Genomic DNA, 22,141 nt, shown 5'->3' on the forward strand with positions numbered 1-22,141 from the left:
AAATGGGTACAAAATTGAAAGTTGCACTGATCGGAAATCCAAATACAGGAAAAACATCTGTATTTAATGTGTTGACAGGTTTGAATCAGCAGGTAGGTAATTATCCTGGTATTACGGTAGATAAGAAAGAAGGGAGTTGTCAATTATCTGAAAAGGTAAGTGCAAAAATAATGGATCTTCCAGGAACCTATAGCCTGAATGCATCTTCTCTGGATGAGAATGTAGCGGTTAATGTTTTATTGGATAAGAAAGATGTGAACTATCCTGATGTTATTGTCGTAGTCTGTGATGTTGCCAATCTCAAAAGAAACCTGCTTCTTTTTACCCAAATAAAAGAGCTTGGAGTTCCTGTTGTCTTAGCGATCAATATGGTAGATAATATGGAGAAGAAAGGCATTTCTCTCGATATTCCGAAGCTGGAAGAAGAATTAAAGACCAGAATAGTACTGATCAGTGCAAGGAAAAAAATGGGAATTGAAGCGCTAAAAGAGAGTATTCTATCTTTTAAAGAGTTGTCTTTAGAACCTTGTTTAGATGCATTGCGATTTGCACCAGAGTATTTTCAGGCGTTGGAAAAAAGGTCTTCAGAGCAATTAAAATATGTTGCCTGGATAAAAAGAACACAGGAGATTTATTTTCAACAGAAAAAAGAAGAGCAATTACACGATTTTTTTGCTCATGAAGTAGATTCTGTAGCGGCATTAAAGCGTTTTCAACAAAAGGAAACGATCCTTAGGTATCAATTTATCAATAATACACTAAAAGAAGCTTTCTCTGTAGATACGGCAAAGGCAACTGGAATACGAGAACGACTGGATCGTATTTTGGTTCATAAGTTCTGGGGGTATATTATTTTCTTTATGATTTTATTGCTGGTCTTTCAGGCGATTTATGATTGGTCGTCATACCCTATGGATGCAATTGATGCATTATTTGCATGGATGAGTGAGAAATCAAAAATCATTTTACCTTCAGGTCCTTTAGTAGATCTGATAACAGAAGGAATCATTCCAGGGGTAGGAGGAGTCGTGATTTTTATTCCTCAAATTGCATTTTTGTTTTTCTTTATCGCTATGCTGGAAGAGAGTGGTTATATGAGTAGGGTAGTGTTTTTAATGGATAGAACGATGCGAAAATTCGGATTGAGTGGAAAAAGCGTTGTTCCTCTTATATCAGGAACTGCCTGTGCAATCCCTGCTGTGATGGCGGCACGGAATATAGAAAACTGGAAAGAGCGACTCATTACGATCCTGGTTGTGCCTTTTACTACATGCTCAGCAAGATTACCAGTGTATTTGATCATTATCTCTCTTGTTATACCAGAAGAAAAAATAGGAGGAGTAATCAGTTATCAGGGGCTGACAATGTTAGTGTTGTATATTTTAGGTTTTGTAAGCGCTGTGGGAGGAGCCTGGTTGCTCAATAAGTTGTTAAAAATAAAAAACATCTCCTATTTTGTAATAGAAATGCCGGATTATAAGGTTCCGTTGTTTAAAAATGTTCTGATTACAGTACTTGATAAGACAAAAGCTTTTGTATTTGATGCGGGGAAGATTATTCTGGCGATATCTGTTGTGCTTTGGGGATTGGCAAGTTTTGGTCCTAATGAGAATTTTAATAATGCAGCAACTATAATAACTGAGAAATATCCATCCTTGACAGAGGAAGAAAAAGAACATAGAATAGCCTCTTATCAATTGGAACATTCATTTATTGGGTATGCAGGAAAGGCTATAGAACCAGTAGTGGCCCCTTTAGGGTATGATTGGAAAATAGGAATTGGAGTTATTAGTTCTTTTGCAGCAAGAGAAGTGTTTGTAGGAACACTAGCAACAATTTATAGTATTGATGGAGATAATGAAGATACGATTAAGAATAAAATGGCAGCAGAAATACATCCGGTAACAGGAAAACCATTATATAATTTGGCGAGTGGGATTTCTTTATTGCTGTTTTATGCTTTTGCGATGCAATGTATGAGTACACTAGCTATTGTAAAAAGAGAGACTAATAGCTGGAAGTGGCCAATGCTTCAGTTTTTCGTTATGAGTGGTTTTGCGTATATTATAGCACTAATAGCATATCAACTATTGATATAATTGATTAGGTGAAATGAATATTTTTACACAGAATATTATCGTTGTGCTAATTATAGGATGGGCTGTTTTCTTTTTGATAACAAGATTCATTGGTATATCTTTTTTTGTAAAATCATCAGGGAAACAAAAAAAAGGCTGTAGCAAACATGATTGCAACTGTTAGTTTATAGATGTTTTTTTTGTTTGCCAAAAGAACGATTGCTACTAATTAAATAAACACCGATAATGATTAATCCGCAACATAATAATTTGGAAGCAGTAATGTCTCCTTTGTAAAGACTATCAGGAATCATATAGGATACGATTGCTACTAAGATCATTGCTACAGCAGGTTGCACATAAATATAACTACTGGAAACCGTTGGTTTTACATGCTTTAAAGCAAACATGTTAAGTAGGTATGCTAAAAAGGTAGGTCCTAAAACTACATAAAAAAGAGCTGTCCAATTCGTAGGAGCAAAGGAAGTAAAATCAGTTCGCATCAATGAAGAAAAGCAAAAAGGAAGCATGAATAGGAAGCCAAATAAAAAGGTCCATCCGATAACAGTTATGGGTTTGTATTTAGACATCATAGGTTTAACTAAAACCAAATACAAAGAAAAAACCAATGCGTTGATAAAAATAAAAAAGTTTCCCAGTATGGATCCTGTGCCTGTACCTGATTTTCCTAGATAGATAAGAATAACAGCTCCGCCCCCACCTATACATATTCCGAGAATCCGGGAAATAGTCAAAGGTTCTTTTAAAATAAAGTAGCTCATAATTACTGTAAAAATCGGCATTGCAGTCACAATGATTGCTGCATCAACCGGAGAAGTGAGACTTAGACCATTCATAGAGAAAAATTGGTTGGCAGCTACTCCGAGAAATCCACATAATGCCAGACGTGCAATATCTCTTTTTGCTACAGTCTCTTTGATGAATGTTTTGAGAACAATGAAAAGAAGTCCGGCTCCTCCTATTCGCAAAAAAACCAATGCAGAAGCTTCAATTTTATGAGGCATTAACCCTTTGGCGACTAAATAATTTGCTCCATATATAATATTGACACTTAATAAAGCAAGATGAGATTTAACAGTATTGGATATCATCTGACAAAGAAACAAAAACTATAGAAGTATCCATTTGTTTTTATTGTGTTAATACTTCTATGTAATAGTCTTTTTTATGAAAAGTCTTTTTAGAAGAAGGGTATGGTTTTATGGTATGAGTGATAATGGTCTTGTCCTTAGTTTGGAATAAAGAAGCAGGGTTTTTAGGGTTGATATTATTAACACCAAATGTAAGTTCTTTTGTAACAGTAGGGGTACCTGTTTTTTGGATGGATATAATTGCTAGAACACTTCCAGACCACATGCATGTCAGATCTGAAGGGCATCTGGAGTCATTTTTGACATCGATGAGGGTGATAATGGTATTATCAAAATCCAGTGATTGCCCAATGTATAGTTCTGTTTGCCGATTAATAGCGGTATTTTGAGCTTTGCAGGAATGCATAAATAGCAAAGCGATCATTAATAGCAAGTAGCGAAGCATACCATTTATAATTGTTAGTTGCTACAAGATACATAAAAAAGAGGAGCTGTTTCTCCGGCAGATTTTATTTTATACCTCTTTCTTTTCGAATTTGATCATAAGCCATTTGTACTTGTCTGAACTTTTCTTCGGCTCCTTTTATGTGTACCGGATCCAAATGTTGTACTTTGTCGGGATGATATTTTTTTGCCATCGTACGAAATGCTTTTTTTATTTCTGCCTCCGAGGCATTCTTGTCTATCTCCAGAATTTTATATGCATGATCTTCAGTTTTGAAAAACATAGCTTTAATACTTTCAAAATCATTTGCACTTATTCTTAGAAAACCAGCTATTTTACGAATTTCTTCGGCTTCTGCACTACTGACATGTCCGTCTGCATTAGCAATGCCAAATAAAAAATGAACAATTTGTAATCTAGAAGCATACCGGGTTTTATGAGAAAGGTATAGGCAGATTCGCTGTGCAGAGACCTCCCTTTTTTTGATAACATCATTAAACGTTCTGAATGTCGCATTCGCTCTTTCTTTTCCATAGGCATTGACAAAATATTGACGAACATAATCAAGCTCTGTTTGATTTACTTTTCCATCAGCTTTAATCACAATAGAACAAAGAGATAGTAAGTTTAATTCAAAATCTCCGGGACTTACGGTTGTCTCATTAGAGAACACTTGTTTTATAGTCGCACTGTTTTTTCCTGTAACAGCGTCAATAAGACTACCGATGATAAACCCCAATATGGCTCCTGGGAAATTAAAGAAAGCATATCCTGCAAAGGCAGTAATCCATTTAAACATACATTGGTATTTTTTCGAGTGTAAAGATAGTAGTATTTTTTCCAGTGAAGGATAGTGCTACTTTGTAGAATAGGTAGAAAGATTGATGTTTTTGTTACATTGTAAGGAAGTTTCGGTTTTTTAATAAGAGAAAAAAACACTAACCTACCTCTTAAAGCAAATTAGTGTTTTTGTAAAATATGGTTGCTTGTAAGTAATAGTATTTTCGAATAGATATTAAGATTCTGTAGAGGGGTTTGTTGATTTTTTTTTAAGACCGGTTCTGTTGTCTACAACAAAGTTGTATTGTCCGGCAAGAATATTCATCTGATCTAATAAGATGTCATATTCAGGAGAGATAGCAAGAGTTGAACCTGCATGAATACGGGATACGAGATGTTTGTACGCATTGGTTGCTTTTTCTCTCAATTTGGAGATGTTAGAAGAAGAGTTCACAGCAGCAGAGCCAACACGGTCAATATATTTGGTAGAAAAATCAATATTTGTACTTTTTAGATCAGAAAGCCAATCTCCCAGCTTTAGAACTTGTACAGCAGCAATGAGATCTTCCTCTCTTTCCCAGTCAGTAATAATGCTATTGAGAACAGTGGTTTCTTCTTGAAAGCTCATGCGTTGTATATTGTTTCCGTGTAAGATAATATTGTCGTGTAGAGCTGTCGCTGCTTTTGAGATTTTCTTGTCAAAATGATATTTATAACTATCGGTTAAACCTCGTAAGCCGACAATAGCTCTGTCCCTTCGTTCGTCAAGGGCAAGGATATCTTTGGTCAATCCGTTTCCTTGACTTTTTAAAAAAGCAATTTCTATCTTGTCTATTAAGGGTAATAAATTATTTACATAATTTGTTAGTTGTAAAGCATTTGTGTCTTGCTCGTTAACTAATTCTAGAATATCTTTCATGTATTGTAGATATTCTCCGTTTCTATAACGGTGTAAATAGGGTGAATTCATTTAATAATGGTTTTAAGTTTGTACAATAAACGGGTAGATGAACGAGAATGTATTGGTTTGTAATTCATCTTATTACCTAAAATACAAAATACCCTTTTTGAATAAACATTTTGGAAGGTTAAATTGACTTTACATTCGTTGTAAGACCATTCTTAACGATGAAAACCACAAAACAAATAACACTTTTTTATAAGTAGGAAGATTTTTTTACTTTTAAGAAGGGGGCTGCTTTTGGGATAAGAATAGTTGTCTATTTAGGATGGGAAGAGATGGCGTGTTGCGTAAATTATGACAGTTTTTACAATAGTAATAATTGCTTTATTTCATGATAGCAGACGACTTGTCATGAAAGTAAGGGTGTGGTACATTATTTGTATCTTTACCAAGAAAAATAGAAAAACAAAACAATAGAATATGTATCCAGCAGATTTAGTGAAGCCAATGCGAGAAGATCTTACGAATATCGGATTCGAAGAATTACATACAACAGAAGCTGTTGATAAGGCAATAGATAGAGAAGGAACTACATTGGTTGTTGTAAATTCAGTATGTGGATGTGCAGCGGCAAATGCTAGGCCAGGAGCGAAAGCTTCTTTAGATAATGGAAAAAAACCAGACCATTTGGTGACGGTTTTTGCAGGGGTTGATAAAGATGCCACCAACAAAGCCAGAGAATATATGATTCCGTTTCCTCCATCCTCTCCTTCTATGGCTTTATTTAAAGATGGAGAACTAGTGCATATGTTAGAGCGTCATCATATAGAGGGAAGACCAGCTGATATGATTGCAGAAAATCTAAAAGATGCATATAACGAGCACTGCTAATGATTTTTTTAGCAGATAAAATATAAAACCGTTTGTTTATCAAACGGTTTTTATTTTAGGAAACTATTGGTTTCCTAAAAATAATATCAGACCTTGCAGCGTTTTTAATTGATAATTTTTGATAAACAAACTGCTTGCATCTCTAAACAGTTTTTTGTCAATGATGTATACGTTTATGGAGTTAATAAAAAAGATCATATCTTATCCGTTAAGTGCTGTTTTTTTGTTACTTTTTGGATTGACATTATTGGTGTTCCATCCATTGCAATGGCTTGGTTTAAAATTAGGAGGAGTCAAAGGCCACAGAGGAGTTGTTAATATTATGAATTTAGCAATACTTCGTTGTCTTCATTTTTTAGGAGTAAAGTTTAGTTTTAAAAACAAACATAAACTTCCTGATGATCGTCCTTTAATAATAGTTTCTAATCATCAAAGCATGTTTGATATCCCATTAATCTCTTGGTATATGAGACAATGGAAACCAAAATTTATCTCTAAAATCGAATTAGGAAAAGGAATTCCTAGTATTTCTTTTAATCTTAAACACGGGGGGAATGTGTTAATTGATAGAAAGAATCCGAAACAGTCGATCCCGGCTTTATCAAAATTCGGAAAATTCATTTCCGAACATACATTTTCGGCGGTTATTTTTCCTGAAGGAACAAGAAGTCGAAATGGTAAACCGAGAAAATTTGCTGAAACAGGATTAAAAATTTTATTTAAATATGCTCCCGATGCAGTTGCTGTACCTGTGACGATAAATAATAGTTGGAAATTGGTACGTTATGGTAATTTTCCGATGGGAATAGGGCTTCATTTATCATTAGAAGTACATGAACCATTAGAGATCAAAACAACCAAGACAGATGTCTTGATAGAGACCTTAGAGCAACGAGTTGTGGAAGGAATACGATAAGTAAACAAAAGTTATATTATTATGGCGTTAGATAATATTAGATTAGAAGTAATGCAATTACTGGAAAAGAAAATTGATTCTTTTATAGATAAGTTTCTTATTCCGGTAGAAAAGATTTGGCAGCCGACAGACTTTTTACCTGACTCACAAAACGAAGATACGTTTTTTGATGAGGTAAAAGAATTAAGAGAATTGGCGAAGGAATTACCATATGATTTTTGGGTAGTTTTAGTAGGTGATACCATAACAGAAGAGGCGTTGCCTACGTATGAGTCCTGGTTAATGGATGTGGAAGGAATTAATCAGCAAGAAGGAGGTAATGGATGGTCCAGATGGGTGCGATATTGGTCAGGAGAAGAAAATAGGCATGGAGATGTGCTAAATAAGTATTTGTATTTATCCGGAAGGGTGAATATGATCGAAGTAGAAAGGACAACCCACCACCTGATTAATGACGGGTTTGATATAGGAACTGATAGGGATCCGTATAAGAACTTTGTCTATACAAGTTTTCAGGAATTAGCAACGTACATTTCTCATAATCGAGTAGCAAAACTTGCAAAACAATATTCTAATAAGTCTTTATCAAAAATGTGTAGAATTATTGCAGGAGACGAGATGAGACACCATAACGCATATAGCGAGTTTGTAAAAAGCATTTTTGAGGTTGATCCCAGCCAGATGATGGTTGCTTTTTGTGATATGATGAAAAAGAAAATCATAATGCCTGCTCATTTCTTGAGAGAGTCGGGTCAGTCTATAGGAACAGCATTCGAAGAGTTTTCATGGGCAGCACAGCGAATAGGTGTGTATACTTCTCAGGATTATATAGATATAATGGAACGATTGATAAGCAGATGGGAAATAGACAAACTAGTCGACTTAACTGACGAAGCAGAAAGAGCACGTGATTATGTGATGAAATTACCGGCGAGAATGAAGCGAATTAATGAGCGATTGGTAATCCCTAATGAAGTTTTTCAGTTTAACTGGGTAGCTCCGGCTTTGGCTAAATAAAAAATAAATACTATGAGTGCCTTCGATCTTGTTGTTTCGAATACAATTACTTTTGTCAAAGAAGAATTAAAAGAGGCAGAGGGGGGACATGATTGGTTTCATATAGAGAGGGTTTATAATACTAGTTTGCTAATTGCTAAAGGCGAAAATGTAAATTTGGAGGTCGTAAGCCTCTCTGCGTTATTACATGATATAGCTGATTCAAAATTCCATAACGGGAATGAAGAAATTGGACCAGAAATAGCTAGAAATTTTTTATTGAAGCAACAGGTTAATTCTCAGACAATAGATCATGTAGTTAAGATTATTGAGAATATTTCGTTTAAAGGAGGAAATGTAAAACGAAGTTTTTCTTCACCAGAGCTTTTAGTCGTTCAGGATGCAGATAGATTAGATGCAATTGGAGCGGTTGGAATTGCCAGGTGTTTTAATTATGGAGGGTATAAGAACAGGGCTTTGTACAATCCTGAAATCTTACCAAATCTGTCCATGACCAAAGAAGAATACAAAGCATCAACAGCTCCTACTATTAATCATTTTTATGAAAAACTGTTGTTGCTCAAAGATCGTATGAATACAGAAACAGGAAAAAAAATTGCAGCTCAGAGGCATGAGTTTATGGAGCAATTTTTAGCACAATTTTATAATGAGTGGGAAGGTAGGAGTTAATTCAGCTCCTACCTTCATATGATTGGAAAGTTCGTTTTTTGATTGGGCATGCCTTTTTAGCTAAAAAAGCTAATAGCAAAGTTTATTAGAATGATAAAATAACTTAAAATGAAGTTTAATAGGAGTTTTAGTAATGCTACCATGATTCAGTAATTAATTTTTCCGTTATAAATTGTTACTAGCTTTGTTTCTCGTTGATTCACGAATGAAAGCGTAAACCGATCGATGTCTTTGTAATCTGTCACTTTCTTTATAAGTAACTGATTGATTCTTTTTGTTTCTTTTTTTAAATCCGAATACTGGCAATTTTTTAATTCGTATTCAGCACTTTCTGTAGAACTTCCCTTTTCAGTAGATTCTAATCCTTTGATGTAGATTAGTTGTTGGATCTCTTCACAATCACAATAGGATTCCAAAACGTTTAATATAGCAGTCGATTTATCTTCTTTTTTATTGGATAGAGTAGAGAAGATAATTGCTCCTCCTACGATGGCACCTAAAATAAATAAAGCGATCTGCTGTTTCATCAATGGTTTTTTTGATCAGAAATTTTTACAATAGCAAAGTACCTCCATTTATATGCTATATACAAGAAAAGCTTCCCTCTTTTTATGAAAAACGGGTGCTTTTTAAGGTATTAAGATATTGGTTATAAGTGTTTTGTGTTTTATTTGTTTCGGAATGAGAAGAAAGAAGCTATCAGTCCTATTTTTATGAATTTAGGGTGTTTTTTGAGAAGTTTTGTCCTGAGATTTCAGTTTTTTAATATAAAAAGATGGAAGAAGTCCTGTGTGAATTTTAAAATACTTAGAGAAAGAATCTGAACTTTTATATCCTACTTCCTTAGCAATAGATTTAATCGAAAATAATCTGAATTTTGGATCGTTTTTTAAACGGAGAATAGCATAATTAATTCGTAAGTCATTTATGTATGCATGAAAATTTTTGTCAAAATGAGTATTGATAACCTTAGATAAATAAGAAGTATTTGTGTTTATCTTCTTAGCGACATTGTATAGGTTACAATCCGTATTCAAAAAATATTCTTGTTGTTCTAATTTTTCCAACCCTTTCAAAATGTTTTTATGCAAGCTCTCATTAATATCATGGGATTCTGTTAAGGAGGATTTTTCAATCTGTTTTGAGGTGCTTTCTATTTGGTCGTTCTTGTGAACTCGAATAGCCTCTTGTTGTTCTATTCTGGAAAGTAATGCATTAAATTTCTTTTGGTTTCTTTTCTTTATATGAATAAAAAAGAAAGAAAATGTCAGTAAACCTGCTCCTGCAATGGCTAAAGCGATTTCAGAGTAAGTACGTCTGTTTTGCTGTTGTTTTTTTTGTTGCTGAAGCGAATTTATTTGCCCCTCATATCCTGCAATAGTTGCTTCTCGTAATTTTTGAGAAACGGTAGATTTTTTATTGTTTAATTTACTTAGACTTAAGATATACAGCTCGTAATAAGTGTTTGATTTTTCGATGTTTTCACTCTTTTTATGAGCCATTCCTAATAGTTTGTAGCATTTGCTAAGCTCATCGGAATTCCGGTATTTTTTTGTTAGGAGAGGTAAGGCTTCTTCTAGTGAAGCAATACTTTTTTGGTAATCTCGCGATTCGTAAAAACATTCAGCAGTAAAATTTAATATTTTCCCTAAAAAAACAATGTCATTCGCCTCATGAGATAACTCTTTTGCCTGTTTTAAGAAGGTCAATGCCTTTGGATAGGCTTTTTTCTTCATATAAATAAGACCTCTATGCATTAAAAGATCTATATGAATGTTGTAGTTTTTAATTTCTTTAGCGATAGCGATTCCTCTGTTGTTAGTTAGTAAAGCATTATCCAGTTGATTCAATAGGATATAAGCTTCGCTTTTTCTAGCAAGGACAAGTGCTAAATTTCGTTTTTTTAAGCGTGGTCTGATATTGGGAATCGTTTGTTCGCTTTGCTGTAGTCCTTCCAGCGCACCATGGGCATCTCCTGTACGTAATTTTATAAACTGAAGATTAGCATTTAAAGCCCATGATAGAAAAGTGTCTTCTGTTTTTTTGGCTATTGATAATGCCTCGTAATAAATGGTAGTAGCATGATCATACTCTTCGATATCGAAATAATGATTCCCCTTAAGTGTGATTAAATTGATTAATATTTGAGGTTTTAATTCATTGTCTCTGGCAATATTAATTGCATTATCAATGTATTGTATAGCAAGCTTGTTTTCACCAGAGTTTAGTGCTGCAGTACTTAGGTATTGCATAGCAATAATCATATTGTCGGTGTCTTTTTTTTCGAAAGCAGTTTTATAGAGTAATTTACTCAATGACGTTATTTCGTCAACTTCACTTTCTTCTAGAGACCGTATGCTATGCAGCAAGTTTTCGATCGTTTTATTAGATGTAATAGCATCATACTGTGCTATTGTAGATTGAATAGCAAATAAGAAAAAAAATAGTACTCGAAACGTACTCATGAAGTAATGTAGATAAAACGGTTGCTGTATTCAAATGTACTTAAAAACTTTAAAACAATCGATATTGTCCATCTTTATACTGCTGATGCAATTCACAATTAAGAAGTATCGCTTCATTGTCTACAGGAAAGTATTTTTTTCGGGCGATTGCGAAGAGTTGATGGATTTGCTCTGCAATTTTCCCGGAACCTTTCATACGATGACCAAAAGTACTGTCATTGAGCTTTCCCAGGTGACATTCTTCAATTTGGTGCAATATTTTGTCTTTTTTGTCAGGAAGAGTGTTTTCTAACCAGGTGGTAAATATCTGCCCGATGGCCCCGTTTAATCGAACCACAGTGTATCCAATACTTTGAGCTCCCCGGGAAGCAACTTCTTTGGTCAGAGGTAAGATTTCATGACTATTGATTGAGGGGATAATTGGAGCCATCATTACATTGGTGGGAACAAGAGCTTTATTTAGTGCCTCTACAGTTTCTAATCTTTTTTTTATACTGGAAGTCCTGGGTTCCAGAATTCTTCGGGTTTTTTCTTCCAGAGAAGTAATAGAAATCATAACGGCAATGAGATTGTCTTTTGCTAATTGTGATAAAATATCCAGGTCTCGAAGAATGAGTGCGTTTTTGGTAATAATTGTAACCGGGTGTTTGTATTTTAAAAATAAAGAGAGAAGCCTTCTGGTAATTTGTAGTTTTTTCTCTATTGGTTGATAGCAATCCGTATTCCCTGATAAGGAAATAGGCGAGGCTGACCAGTGTTTGCTTCTTAGTTTTTTTTCTAATAAGACCGGAGCATTTTTCTTAATTAAAATTGTATTCTCAAAATCTAACCCAGCTCCATATCCCCAATATTCATGGGAGTTTCTGGCATAACAATATACGCATCCATGCTCACAGCCTTGGTATGGATTTAATGAATAATACATGCCTACATCCGGGCTTTTTACCTTATTTACGATTGTTTTTGGGAATACATTTATAAAGGATGTTTCTTTTTTTCTGATGTGTTCTCCTTCATGGAAGCAATAATTTAGGAAATCATCTCTGACCTCATGAGTGTGTGAAAAAAAAGAATTGTTGATGTTTTCTTGTGCTCCCCTTCCTTTTATGTAGTTTTTTGACTTCAATTTTTTATGAGCAAAATACAATATATTTTGGAATAAATACTAATAAAATAGGAATAAATCCAATTATTGTATTAAGAATAAATATGTATATGGATAATTGTGGAATAGGTAGATTATAGAAAAAACAATATTTTTACTCCTAATAAGATTTTGATAATCCATAAATCATTACAGTAATAAAGAAACACATATCAGGATGAAACAGCTATTTTTATTAGTAGGACTGACACTACTTTTTTCTTGCAAAAAAGAAGTAAAAGAAGAAGTTCAAAAAGACACAAAAGCGAGTGTAGAAGAACCGGTAAAAAAACAAACGGGAGAGAATTTTGGAATTGTAATTCACGGGGGAGCAGGAACCATACTTAAGAAAAATATGACTCCAGAAAAAGAAGCGGAGTATAAAGCCAAATTGGAAGAAGCTGTTCGAGTTGGGCATGCAATTCTTAAAGAAGGGGGAACCAGTCTGGAAGCGATAGAAAAAACGATTAATATTTTGGAAGATTCTCCTTTGTTTAACGCAGGAAAAGGAGCTGTTTTTACCCATCATGAAACGAATGAAATGGATGCGTCTGTAATGGATGGGGCTACACTAAACGCAGGAGCTGTTGCAGGGGTAACGACTGTAAAGAACCCGATAAATCTGGCTAGACAAGTAATGACAAATTCTCCACATGTATTGTTGTCTGGAAAAGGAGCAGAGCAATTTGCAAAGGAGAGAGGGATAGAGATTGTAGACCCTTCTTATTTTTATACCGAGGCAAGAATGAATACATTGAAGCGTGTAAAAGAAAGAGAAGCGCAAAAGACAGCCGGAAAAAAGACAGCCTTTTATGATGCAACGATAAAAGATTCGAAATTCGGAACTGTAGGTTGTGTTGCTCTTGATAAAAACGGGAACCTTGCGGCAGGAACATCTACGGGTGGAATGACAAATAAAAAATGGAATCGTATAGGAGATTCTCCAATCATCGGAGCAGGAACATATGCGAATAATAAAACATGTGCAGTGTCTAGTACAGGATGGGGGGAGTATTTTATACGAGCTATGGTTGCACATGATATTTCCGCTTTAATGGATTATAAAGGAATGTCATTAAAAGAAGCGGCAAGTCTGGTCATACAGAAAAAGGTGAAAGACCTTGGTGGAGATGGAGGTATCGTCGCAATAGATCATGAAGGAAATATAGCTATGGAATTCAATACAGCAGGGATGTACAGAGCGGCAATGAATGCAAAAGGAGATGTTACCGTAGGAATTTATAAAGAAGAGTAAAATAACCCTCTGTAGAACTAAGTTCTTACAGGGATGTATTACAATAGAAAAAGTTTGATAAGATGCTTTTTGAAGATCTCCTTTTGAGGAGATCTTTTTTATTTAATAAAAGTAGCAAAACCACTGTTTTCAGTGATATAATTCGTATTTTATTGGTTAATTTTACAGATCCGAAAACAACTAAAGTCCATCCAGATGAATTGTAAACAAATTAACGCTTTTTTAATTGCGTTAGTCTTACTTATTTCTTGTAAGAATAGCGATCAGAAGAAAATAGAAAACCTTAGTGAACCCCATAAGTATGAGGAGTATATTTCTCAGGTATCAACAGGAGTGATATCAGCTTATGATAAGATACAGGTAATATTGCAAAATCCGATAGCAGGTTGGAGTGATCATCAGGAATTATCAAATGATATTATAGAAATATCTCCAGCTGTTAAAGGGAAATTAATAGCAGTAAACAATAGAACACTTTCTTTTGAGCCAGAAGAAAAACTAGCACAAGACACTTTCTACACATTTACGTTGGATTTAGAAAAACTGGGAGTTCAGGTAACAGAAGATCTAAGTAATGATTTTGTTTTTGGAGTACGAACTTTGGAGCAGCAATTTTCTGTGTTTACAGATCACATACAATCATATGATAAAAAATGGCAATATGTCGAGGGAACCATCACTTCCAGTGATCAATTGCAAATAGAGACAGTGAGGCAATTAGTAAACGCCTCTCAGAAAGGAAAACAATTGTCAATAGATTTTGAAGATCAGGCTGTGTTAGGAAGGGAATTCGTTTTTCGAATTGATAGTATTCAGCGATTCGATAAGGATTCTGAAGTAAAGTTAGTGTGGTCTGGGGATTCGTTTAATATTGATTCAGAAGGAGAAGACCTGATAAAGATTCCTGGGAAGGATAACTTTTCTGTTTTAGCAGTGGATATAGCAGATACTGAAGAAAAATATATTGAAATTAATTTTTCTGACCCTTTACAAAAAAATCAAAACTTCAATGGACTGGTTACAATTTCTGGAGTTAAAAATTTGAGATATACTGTAGATAGAAATATTCTTAAGGTATATCCAAAGAGTGATCCGGTGGGAATGTTAGAAGTGATGGTTTTTCAAGGGATAAAAAGTGAAGATGGGTATAAAATCAAAGAAACCTATAAGCAGCGAGTTTCTTTTCAGCAACCCAATCCAGAACTTCGGTTATTACAAAGTGGGGTAATTCTTCCAACATCGGACGATCTGAAGTTTAATTTTGAAGCGATAAATCTGAGAGCTGTAGAGGTTGAAGTTGTAAAAATCTATAAAAATAATGTACTTCAGTTTTTGCAAAGCAATAACCTGGGGGGAGCTAGTGATATTCGTAGTGTGGGAAGACCAATAGCAAGAAAACTCATTAATCTTCAAAATAACAAGACTAAGAATCTAAGCAAATGGAATGCGTTTGCAATTGACCTAAAGGAATTAATCGTTCCGGATTTAGGAGCTGTTTACAGGGTAGAACTAACCTATAAAAAAGAATATTCATTATACAAATGTAATGGTGTTGTAGATACAAGTCCATTAAAAGAGTTGGAAGATAATTTTGATGAAGAGAACAAAGAATCCAGCTATTGGGATAGTGCACAGTATTATTATGATTATAATTATGATTACAACTGGAGGGATAGAAATGATCCATGTACGAATTCATACTATTATGATAAAAAAGTAGGAGCGAATATACTGGCTTCTAATTTGGGAGTTGTTGTCAAAAAAGGGGCGAATAACTCATGTATGATCGCAGTAAATGATATTATTACTACAAATCCTATTTCTAACGCCAAAGTACAATTATTCAATTATCAGCAACAAGAGGTTGCAGTCGGAACTACAGATGCAGAGGGAATGGTAATCATAGATGCAGAATCTGCTGCCTTTTTTGCTATTGTAACCTCTGGAAAGCAACAAACCTATGTCAAACTTAATGATGGTAATGCGTTATCAGTGAGTAAGTTTGATGTTGCTGGAGCAAAGCTGAAAAAAGGAATAAAAGGATTTATATATGGAGAGCGAGGAGTGTGGAGACCTGGGGATACAATCTTTCTCTCGTTTATGTTGAATGATAATGCGAATAAGCTACCGGAAAATCACCCGGTAAAACTGGAACTTAGAGATCCATATGGGAAGTTAGTACATCAAGAAACAAAAACAACAGGAGTCAATAATTTCTATGCTTTTGAAATTATTACTTCCGAAGAAGACCCTACAGGAAACTGGAATGCCAAAATAGCGGTAGGTGGAGCCAGTTTTAATAAGCAGTTAAAGATTGAAACCATAAAACCCAACAGACTAAAGATCAAAACTACTTTTGAGAATGAGGTATTAAAGAATAATACCTTAATAAAAGGAGGGGTAGAAGTGCTTTGGTTACATGGAGCGGTTGCTAGAAATCTGAAAGCTGATGTTACTGCACGTTTTTCAGCTAAAAAAACTAATTTTTCGACATTTCCTGGTTATGTATTCGATGACCCTACGAGAGAATTCGGAACGGAGGAGCAAGAAGTTTTTAAGGGCAATATTTCATCCGAAGGAAAAGCCTCATTTGATTTGAGACCGGTTTTACATAAAAAAGCAGCAGGAAAATTAAATGCTTCTTTTGTGACGAAGGTGTATGAAAATGGAGGAGATTTTAGCACAGATGTAATATCCAAAGAGTTTTCTCCTTATGAGGCATATGTAGGTTTAAATACGCCAAAAGGAGATAAAGCAAGAGGGATGCTACTGACGGATACACCACATAAGTTCGAAGTAGTTTCTGTTGATGATAAGGGGAAAATAGTAGGGAATAGAGAATTAGAAGTGCGTATTTATAAAGTAAACTGGAAATGGTGGTGGGATACTTCAGAGGATAACTTGTCATCATATAATGGGAGTAGTTATCATACGCAGATTTTCAAAAAGAATGTGACAACGGGAAATAATGGAAAAGCTACTTTTCATTTTGAGCTGAAATACCCTGAATGGGGTCGTTATCTGGTTAGAGTAGTTGATACTAAAGGAGGGCATGCTACCGGAAAAACAATGTATATTGATTGGCCGGGATGGGCAGGGAAATCAAGAAAAAATGATCCTTCGGCAGCTACAATGCTATTATTTTCTACAGATAAAGATTCTTATAAGGTAGGGGAAAAAGCAACCATTACTTTCCCATCGAGTTTAGGAGGAAGAGCTCTGGTAACTGTAGAAAATGGAACAGAAGTTCTTAATTCGTTTTGGGTTTCTGCTAAGAAAGAAGAAACAAAATTTGAATTACCGATAGAAGCTATTTATACACCAAATGTGTATATACATATAACCTTATTACAGCCACATGCCTTTACACAGAATGATTTACCAATCCGACTATATGGAGTAGTACCAATTGCTGTCGAAGATCCTGCTACCAGAATTGTCCCAACACTGAAAATGCCATCAGTGTTAAGACCTGAAGAAACGATTGAGGTAAAAGTAGGAGAAGAAAAAGGAAAGGAAATGACATATGCTATTGCTATTGTCGATGATGGATTATTAGACCTTACCCGATTTAAAACACCAAATCCATGGGATACGTTCTATGCCAAAGAAGCCCTGGGAGTAAAAACCTGGGATGTATACGATGATGTGATAGGAGCTTACGGGGGGAGTATAAATCAGATTTTTAGTATTGGAGGAGATGCCGAAGCAGGAGGAAGTAAATCTAAAAAGGCAAATCGATTTAAGCCAATGGTGGTTTATTTAGGTCCTTTTGAACTAGAAAAGGGAAAAACAAAGACACATACGATCAAAATGCCTAAGTATATAGGGTCTGTAAGAACAATGGTTGTTGCATCAGATGCCAAGAATGCTGCATATGGAAGCGTAGAAAAAACTACTCCGGTGAGAAAACCATTGATGGTATTAACCTCCGTTCCAAGAAAAATAACTCCTGGAGAAAGAGTGACTGTTCCAGTTACGGTTTTTGCGATGGAAAACAAAATAAAAGATGTAACGGTTTCTATCAAACCTCAGGCAGGATTTACAGTCGTAGGAGAAACAACAAAGAAAATCTCTTTCCCTAATCCAGATGAAAAGATGGTGTATTTCGATATAGAAGTCTTGCCTGGTGTAAGGGCTACAAATATTGAGGTGATAGCAGCAGGAAATGGTGCTAAGTCATCCTATAATACTCCAATAAAAATTGTGAATCCTAATCCGGTAACCACGGAAGTGACCTCGGTAGTATTAGAACCTAATAGCGAAAAATCAATAGATATTGCTTCTTTTGGAATAGCAGACAGTAATAAAGTTGTGTTGGAGTTCTCTTCGATTCCTCCTATGAATTTTGAATCTCGATTACAATATCTGATCCAATATCCTCATGGATGTGTAGAACAGACAACATCTTCTGTATTTCCTCAGCTGTTTGTAGGAGATATCTTTGACTTATCTTCCGATCAGAAACATCGTGTTCAAAAAAATGTAGAAACTGCTATTGATAAGATTAAACGTTATATACGACCAGATGGGGGACTGTCCTATTGGCCGGGTGCGACAAATGCAAATGACTGGGGAACTACTTATGCAGGACATTTCCTGTTAGAAGCCTCTAAAAAAGGATATGTATTACCGATAGGATTTAAAAATAACTGGGTACGATATCAACAAAGAGTTGCTCGCCAGTGGAGAAGAGGAGGAAACGATTTAGCGCAGGCATATCGCTTATATACATTAGCATTAGCCGGCAGACCGGATTTAGCTTCGATGAATAGATTGCGGGAAACAAAGAATATATCATATAATGCAGGAATACGGTTAATTGCTGCTTACGCATTGATAGGTCAGAAAGTAATAGCAGAAGATCTCTTAAAAGAGGTTAAGAAACCTAAAGAAGAAAAAGAGAAAAATAATAGATATACCTATGGTTCTAAATATAGAAATAAGGCAATGGTACTGGAAACCAAAATGATTTTACAAGATAAAATTGGGGCAAAAGAAATTGCAGATCAACTAGCGCAGGCATTAAGTGCTGATGAATGGATGAGTACTCAGACAACGGCTTATGTGTTACAGGCAATGTCTAAATATGTGCTTTTCGTAGGAGGAAAGGGAGTGAAAGCACAATATGTGCTAAATGGGATATCAAATAGTATTTCTTCCTCTAAAACAATGATGAACACTCCAGCGATGAAACTGAAGAAAATGAATGCGTTATCATTGAAAAATTCAGGAGAAAACACAGTGTTTGTTCAGATAGCAAATAGCGGAGTATTGGAGGTTGGAAAAGAAAAGGTTCTAGAGCAAAAAATAAGAACAATTATTGATTACAAAGATAAAAAAGGAAGTAATATAGCTGTAGAACAATTGTCTCAGGGAACGGATTTTGTTGCAGAAGTTACGATTACAAATACGACTCATGAAGAGATCACAAATGTTGCTTTGTCAGAAATGTTTCCTTCAGGATGGGAAATTGTCAATACGCGTTTTACTGAGTACGGTATTTTTAGACCAAGTGAAGCAACCTATACCGATATACGGGATGATCGTGTTCATTTTTATTTTGATTTAAAAGCACAGGAGAGTAAAACATTTACGATTTTACTAAATGCATCCTATATAGGGAGATATTATTTACCTGGAGTACAAAGTGAAGCTATGTATAATAATTCATATATATCAAGAACGAAAGGGAAGTGGGTGGAAGTAGTTCAGTAGAGTGAGTTATTTTCAGCCTCCTTTTATTGATGTTTTAATCATTGAAGTTAGGAAATTGGGATTAGAGTAATCGGTGTTATTCGCCAAAGGAGAGAAAAGTGTATTTGAAAGAACTGTTTAGACAAGCAGCAAAATACATGCAATCTTCTAGTGGATATATAAAGTACGGTTTATTAAAATGTATAGGAGAAGATAAGAAGGGATTCAGCGATTCAGATGAATATCAGAAATGGAAAGAATTACTTCGTCATTTCTGTGATTCGTTTTCCTGTGGTAGAATATTATAAACCCGTTCTGAAGTAGTTCGCTGTATTTAATGAATTTTGTTGAAGGTGATACGACATACACTATTAGGTATAATTAAGAAAAGACCTTTGTTAACTTCTGTAATAGGAGGGGTATTCTTATGGTTTTATTTCTGTTTGCCTGCTACGCTTTTTAAGGAGCCCACTTCTACGGTTGTTGTTGGGAAAGATGGAGGGCTTCTGGGAGCAAAAATAGCAGAAGATGGACAATGGCGCTTTCCTGAAACTGATAGTGTTCCCTATAAGTTTGAGCAATCATTGTTGATGTTCGAAGACCAACAATTTTATTACCATCCAGGTTTTAATCCTGTGGCTATTTTTCAGGCGATAAAGAGAAATGCCAAAGAAGGAAGGATTGTCAGGGGAGGGAGTACACTTACACAACAGTTGATACGGTTATCGAGAAAAGGAAAAAAAAGAACATATACAGAAAAAATAATTGAACTAATTCAGGCGACTCGTCTGGAATTAAAAGAATCCAAAAAGAATATTTTACGCCTGTATGCATCACATGCTCCTTTTGGAGGCAATGTCGTAGGAATCGATATGGCGTCATGGCGATATTTTGGGTTGCCAGCTTATCAATTATCATGGGCGGAATCGGCCACATTAGCAGTATTGCCTAATGCTCCATCGTTAATTTATCCGGGAAAAAACCAGATAAGACTAAAAAATAAAAGAGATCTCGTTTTAAAAAGATTATTGGAAAAAGAAATTATTGATAGTATAACCTATACGCTTTCTGTTGCAGAAACCTTGCCTCAAAAACCCTTTCCTCTTCCGCGACATGCTCCGCATCTTATCGATTTTTTAGAAAAAACACATAAAGGAGAGCTCCTGAGAACTACTATTGACGAGGTATTGCAGAAGCAAGTAAATGTGGTAGTAAAACAACATTATGAAGTGCTGAAACAAAACGATGTACATAATATGGCAGTATTAGTAATGGATGTAAATACAAGAAAAGTGCGTAGTTATATTGGAAATACGCCTACCACTAAAACACATCAAAAAGATGTGGATATTGTACAAGCAGCAAGAAGTACGGGAAGTACATTAAAGCCGTTGTTATATGCTTTGATGATGGATAAGGGAGAGTTGTTGCCTAAGCAACTGATATCAGATGTCCCTACAGTTATTTCAGGGTATCAGCCTAAAAACTTTGATGAGAAATTTAGTGGAGTAGTATCAGCAGATAGAGCTTTGGCACGCTCGTTAAATGTTCCGGCAGTACGGTTGTTACAGCAGTATGGGCTGCAGCGATTCAGAGATGAAATGAATGTTTTTGATATCGAAGGAATTTCATTTAGTGCAGATCATTATGGGTTGTCACTGATTCTGGGAGGAGCAGAGGCAAGCTTGTGGGATTTATGTAAGACGTATGCAGGGTTCTCAGGGATATTGACCAATTACACAGAAAGCTCTAGTGAATATTACGAGTCTGAATTTGTTACGCCTATTTTACTTGCAGAACAAAAGATTGATTTCGGGAGTTTGAAGAAAGAGAAAGAGTTTCTGGGAGCAGGAAGTATCTGGGCTACTTTTGAGGCAATGAAAGAAGTAAACCGTCCACAAGAAGGAGAAGCCTGGAAATTTTATGATTCATCTAGAGAAATTGCATGGAAGACCGGGACGAGTTTTGGGAATAGAGATGCCTGGGCAATTGGAGTTACCAGGAATAATGTAGTAGGAGTTTGGGTTGGAAATGCAGATGGAGAAGGAAGACCGGAACTTACCGGGTTAAATGCAGCAGCTCCAGTTCTTTTTGATGTGTTTAATTTGTTGCCTGATACCAAGTGGTTTGAAAAACCATATGATGATTTGAAGGAAATCGAAATATGCAAAAAAAGTGGATATGTAGCCGGCAGCAATTGTCCGAGAGTACTTAATCACATCCCGGTAACAGGAATATGGTCATCGCCATGTGCATACCACACCTTGGTTCATTTGGACGCAGAAAAGAAATATAGAGTTAACTCATCGTGTGAGCCCATTTCGGATATAGTACATGAATCCTGGTTTGTACTTTCTCCACTACAAGAGTTTTATTATAAGCAGAAAAATGCTACGTATAGATCATTGCCTCCTTTTAGAACAGATTGTCAGAAAGAAGGAAAGCAAATGATGGATTTCATATTTCCAAAACCGAATAGTAGTGTATTTTTACCTAAGGATTTTACAGGAAAAACCAGCGAAGTTGTTTTGCAAATAGCACATAATCACCCCGGGTTGAAAGTGTTTTGGTATGTAGATGATCGTTATATAGGAACTACAGAACAATTCCATGAAAAAGCCATACAACCTAGTATCGGAGAACATACAATTACTGTAGTAGATGAGTTAGGAAATACTCTTAAGCGAGTTATTGAAATAAGAGAATAAGGTTTTCTTGGTTATTAAGGTTTATAGATGGAAGTTTGTGCAGAAAGTAAACTCTCTTGA

The 22,141-nt window shown here is 35.3% G+C and carries 16 protein-coding genes; 9 read left to right on the forward strand and 7 right to left on the reverse strand.

The window, feature by feature from the left end:
* Positions 1-2: 2 nt before the first annotated feature.
* Positions 3-2,099, forward strand: a complete 2,097-nt coding sequence (feoB, locus tag HN014_RS08275) for a ferrous iron transport protein B (protein ID WP_176028416.1) — start codon at positions 3-5, stop codon at positions 2,097-2,099.
* Positions 2,100-2,263: 164 nt separating this feature from the next.
* On the opposite strand, the gene HN014_RS08280 is transcribed toward feoB, so the two are convergent.
* From HN014_RS08280 to HN014_RS08295, 4 genes are all read right to left on the reverse strand, one after another.
* Positions 2,264-3,190, reverse strand: a complete 927-nt coding sequence (locus HN014_RS08280; RefSeq protein ID WP_176028417.1) for a DMT family transporter — start codon at positions 3,188-3,190, stop codon at positions 2,264-2,266.
* Positions 3,191-3,230: 40 nt separating this feature from the next.
* Entirely contained in the window at positions 3,231-3,635 is a 405-nt protein-coding gene (locus HN014_RS08285) for a hypothetical protein (RefSeq protein ID WP_176028418.1), read from the reverse strand.
* Between the two features lie 64 nt (positions 3,636-3,699).
* A complete protein-coding gene (locus HN014_RS08290) occupies positions 3,700-4,434 on the reverse strand; it encodes a TerB family tellurite resistance protein (protein ID WP_176028419.1) in 735 nt (244 codons plus the stop codon).
* Between the two features lie 216 nt (positions 4,435-4,650).
* On the reverse strand, positions 4,651-5,385 hold the full coding sequence (locus HN014_RS08295) for a DUF6261 family protein (protein WP_176028420.1): 735 nt from the start codon (positions 5,383-5,385) through the stop codon (positions 4,651-4,653).
* A gap of 414 nt (positions 5,386-5,799) precedes the next feature.
* On the opposite strand from HN014_RS08295, the gene HN014_RS08300 reads away from it, so the two are divergent.
* The 4 genes from HN014_RS08300 (at position 5,800) to HN014_RS08315 (ending at position 8,812) form a co-directional block, all read left to right on the forward strand.
* Complete coding sequence (locus HN014_RS08300) at positions 5,800-6,210, forward strand: BrxA/BrxB family bacilliredoxin (RefSeq protein WP_176028421.1); 411 nt, start codon at positions 5,800-5,802, stop codon at positions 6,208-6,210.
* A gap of 160 nt (positions 6,211-6,370) precedes the next feature.
* Positions 6,371-7,126, forward strand: coding sequence for a 1-acyl-sn-glycerol-3-phosphate acyltransferase (locus HN014_RS08305; protein ID WP_254884116.1), 756 nt, complete (start codon positions 6,371-6,373; stop codon positions 7,124-7,126).
* 21 nt (positions 7,127-7,147) lie between these two features.
* Positions 7,148-8,143: an acyl-ACP desaturase gene (locus HN014_RS08310; protein ID WP_176028422.1), complete on the forward strand. Its 996-nt coding sequence runs from the start codon at positions 7,148-7,150 to the stop codon at positions 8,141-8,143.
* A gap of 12 nt (positions 8,144-8,155) precedes the next feature.
* A complete protein-coding gene (locus HN014_RS08315; RefSeq protein ID WP_176028423.1) occupies positions 8,156-8,812 on the forward strand; it encodes an HD domain-containing protein in 657 nt (218 codons plus the stop codon).
* Between the two features lie 146 nt (positions 8,813-8,958).
* On the opposite strand, the gene HN014_RS08320 is transcribed toward HN014_RS08315, so the two are convergent.
* The 3 genes from HN014_RS08320 to HN014_RS08330 form a co-directional block, all read right to left on the reverse strand.
* Positions 8,959-9,339, reverse strand: coding sequence for a hypothetical protein (locus HN014_RS08320; RefSeq protein WP_176028424.1), 381 nt, complete (start codon positions 9,337-9,339; stop codon positions 8,959-8,961).
* A gap of 192 nt (positions 9,340-9,531) precedes the next feature.
* Entirely contained in the window at positions 9,532-11,277 is a 1,746-nt protein-coding gene (locus HN014_RS08325) for a helix-turn-helix domain-containing protein (RefSeq protein ID WP_176028425.1), read from the reverse strand.
* Positions 11,278-11,326: 49 nt separating this feature from the next.
* A complete protein-coding gene (locus HN014_RS08330; protein ID WP_176028426.1) occupies positions 11,327-12,403 on the reverse strand; it encodes a PA0069 family radical SAM protein in 1,077 nt (358 codons plus the stop codon).
* A gap of 196 nt (positions 12,404-12,599) precedes the next feature.
* Between HN014_RS08330 and HN014_RS08335 the strand changes: the two genes are divergently transcribed.
* The 4 genes from HN014_RS08335 to pbpC all read left to right on the forward strand — a co-directional run bounded on the left by HN014_RS08335 (position 12,600) and on the right by pbpC (position 22,081).
* Entirely contained in the window at positions 12,600-13,676 is a 1,077-nt protein-coding gene (locus HN014_RS08335) for an isoaspartyl peptidase/L-asparaginase family protein (RefSeq protein ID WP_176028427.1), read from the forward strand.
* Between the two features lie 195 nt (positions 13,677-13,871).
* Positions 13,872-19,394, forward strand: coding sequence for an alpha-2-macroglobulin (locus HN014_RS08340; protein ID WP_176028428.1), 5,523 nt, complete (start codon positions 13,872-13,874; stop codon positions 19,392-19,394).
* 104 nt (positions 19,395-19,498) lie between these two features.
* The gene (locus HN014_RS08345) at positions 19,499-19,681 is read left to right on the forward strand and encodes a hypothetical protein (RefSeq protein ID WP_176028429.1); all 183 of its coding nucleotides are present in this window, start codon (positions 19,499-19,501) and stop codon (positions 19,679-19,681) included.
* Positions 19,682-19,768: 87 nt separating this feature from the next.
* Complete coding sequence (gene pbpC, locus HN014_RS08350) at positions 19,769-22,081, forward strand: penicillin-binding protein 1C (protein WP_254884117.1); 2,313 nt, start codon at positions 19,769-19,771, stop codon at positions 22,079-22,081.
* Positions 22,082-22,141: the final 60 nt, after the last annotated feature.

The organism is Aquimarina sp. TRL1 (assembly GCF_013365535.1).
GTDB lineage: Bacteria > Bacteroidota > Bacteroidia > Flavobacteriales > Flavobacteriaceae > Aquimarina > Aquimarina hainanensis.

Excerpts from the sequence above, each read along its gene's own strand:
- feoB (WP_176028416.1), top strand. The coding sequence starts at position 3 with ATGGGTACAAAATTGAAAGTTGCACTGATCGGAAATCCAAATACAGGA.
- HN014_RS08280 (WP_176028417.1), bottom strand. The coding sequence starts at position 3,190 with ATGATATCCAATACTGTTAAATCTCATCTTGCTTTATTAAGTGTCAAT.
- HN014_RS08285 (WP_176028418.1), bottom strand. The coding sequence starts at position 3,635 with ATGCTTCGCTACTTGCTATTAATGATCGCTTTGCTATTTATGCATTCC.
- HN014_RS08290 (WP_176028419.1), bottom strand. The coding sequence starts at position 4,434 with ATGTTTAAATGGATTACTGCCTTTGCAGGATATGCTTTCTTTAATTTC.
- HN014_RS08295 (WP_176028420.1), bottom strand. The coding sequence starts at position 5,385 with ATGAATTCACCCTATTTACACCGTTATAGAAACGGAGAATATCTACAA.
- HN014_RS08300 (WP_176028421.1), top strand. The coding sequence starts at position 5,800 with ATGTATCCAGCAGATTTAGTGAAGCCAATGCGAGAAGATCTTACGAAT.
- HN014_RS08305 (WP_254884116.1), top strand. The coding sequence starts at position 6,371 with ATGATGTATACGTTTATGGAGTTAATAAAAAAGATCATATCTTATCCG.
- HN014_RS08310 (WP_176028422.1), top strand. The coding sequence starts at position 7,148 with ATGGCGTTAGATAATATTAGATTAGAAGTAATGCAATTACTGGAAAAG.
- HN014_RS08315 (WP_176028423.1), top strand. The coding sequence starts at position 8,156 with ATGAGTGCCTTCGATCTTGTTGTTTCGAATACAATTACTTTTGTCAAA.
- HN014_RS08320 (WP_176028424.1), bottom strand. The coding sequence starts at position 9,339 with ATGAAACAGCAGATCGCTTTATTTATTTTAGGTGCCATCGTAGGAGGA.
- HN014_RS08325 (WP_176028425.1), bottom strand. The coding sequence starts at position 11,277 with ATGAGTACGTTTCGAGTACTATTTTTTTTCTTATTTGCTATTCAATCT.
- HN014_RS08335 (WP_176028427.1), top strand. The coding sequence starts at position 12,600 with ATGAAACAGCTATTTTTATTAGTAGGACTGACACTACTTTTTTCTTGC.
- HN014_RS08340 (WP_176028428.1), top strand. The coding sequence starts at position 13,872 with ATGAATTGTAAACAAATTAACGCTTTTTTAATTGCGTTAGTCTTACTT.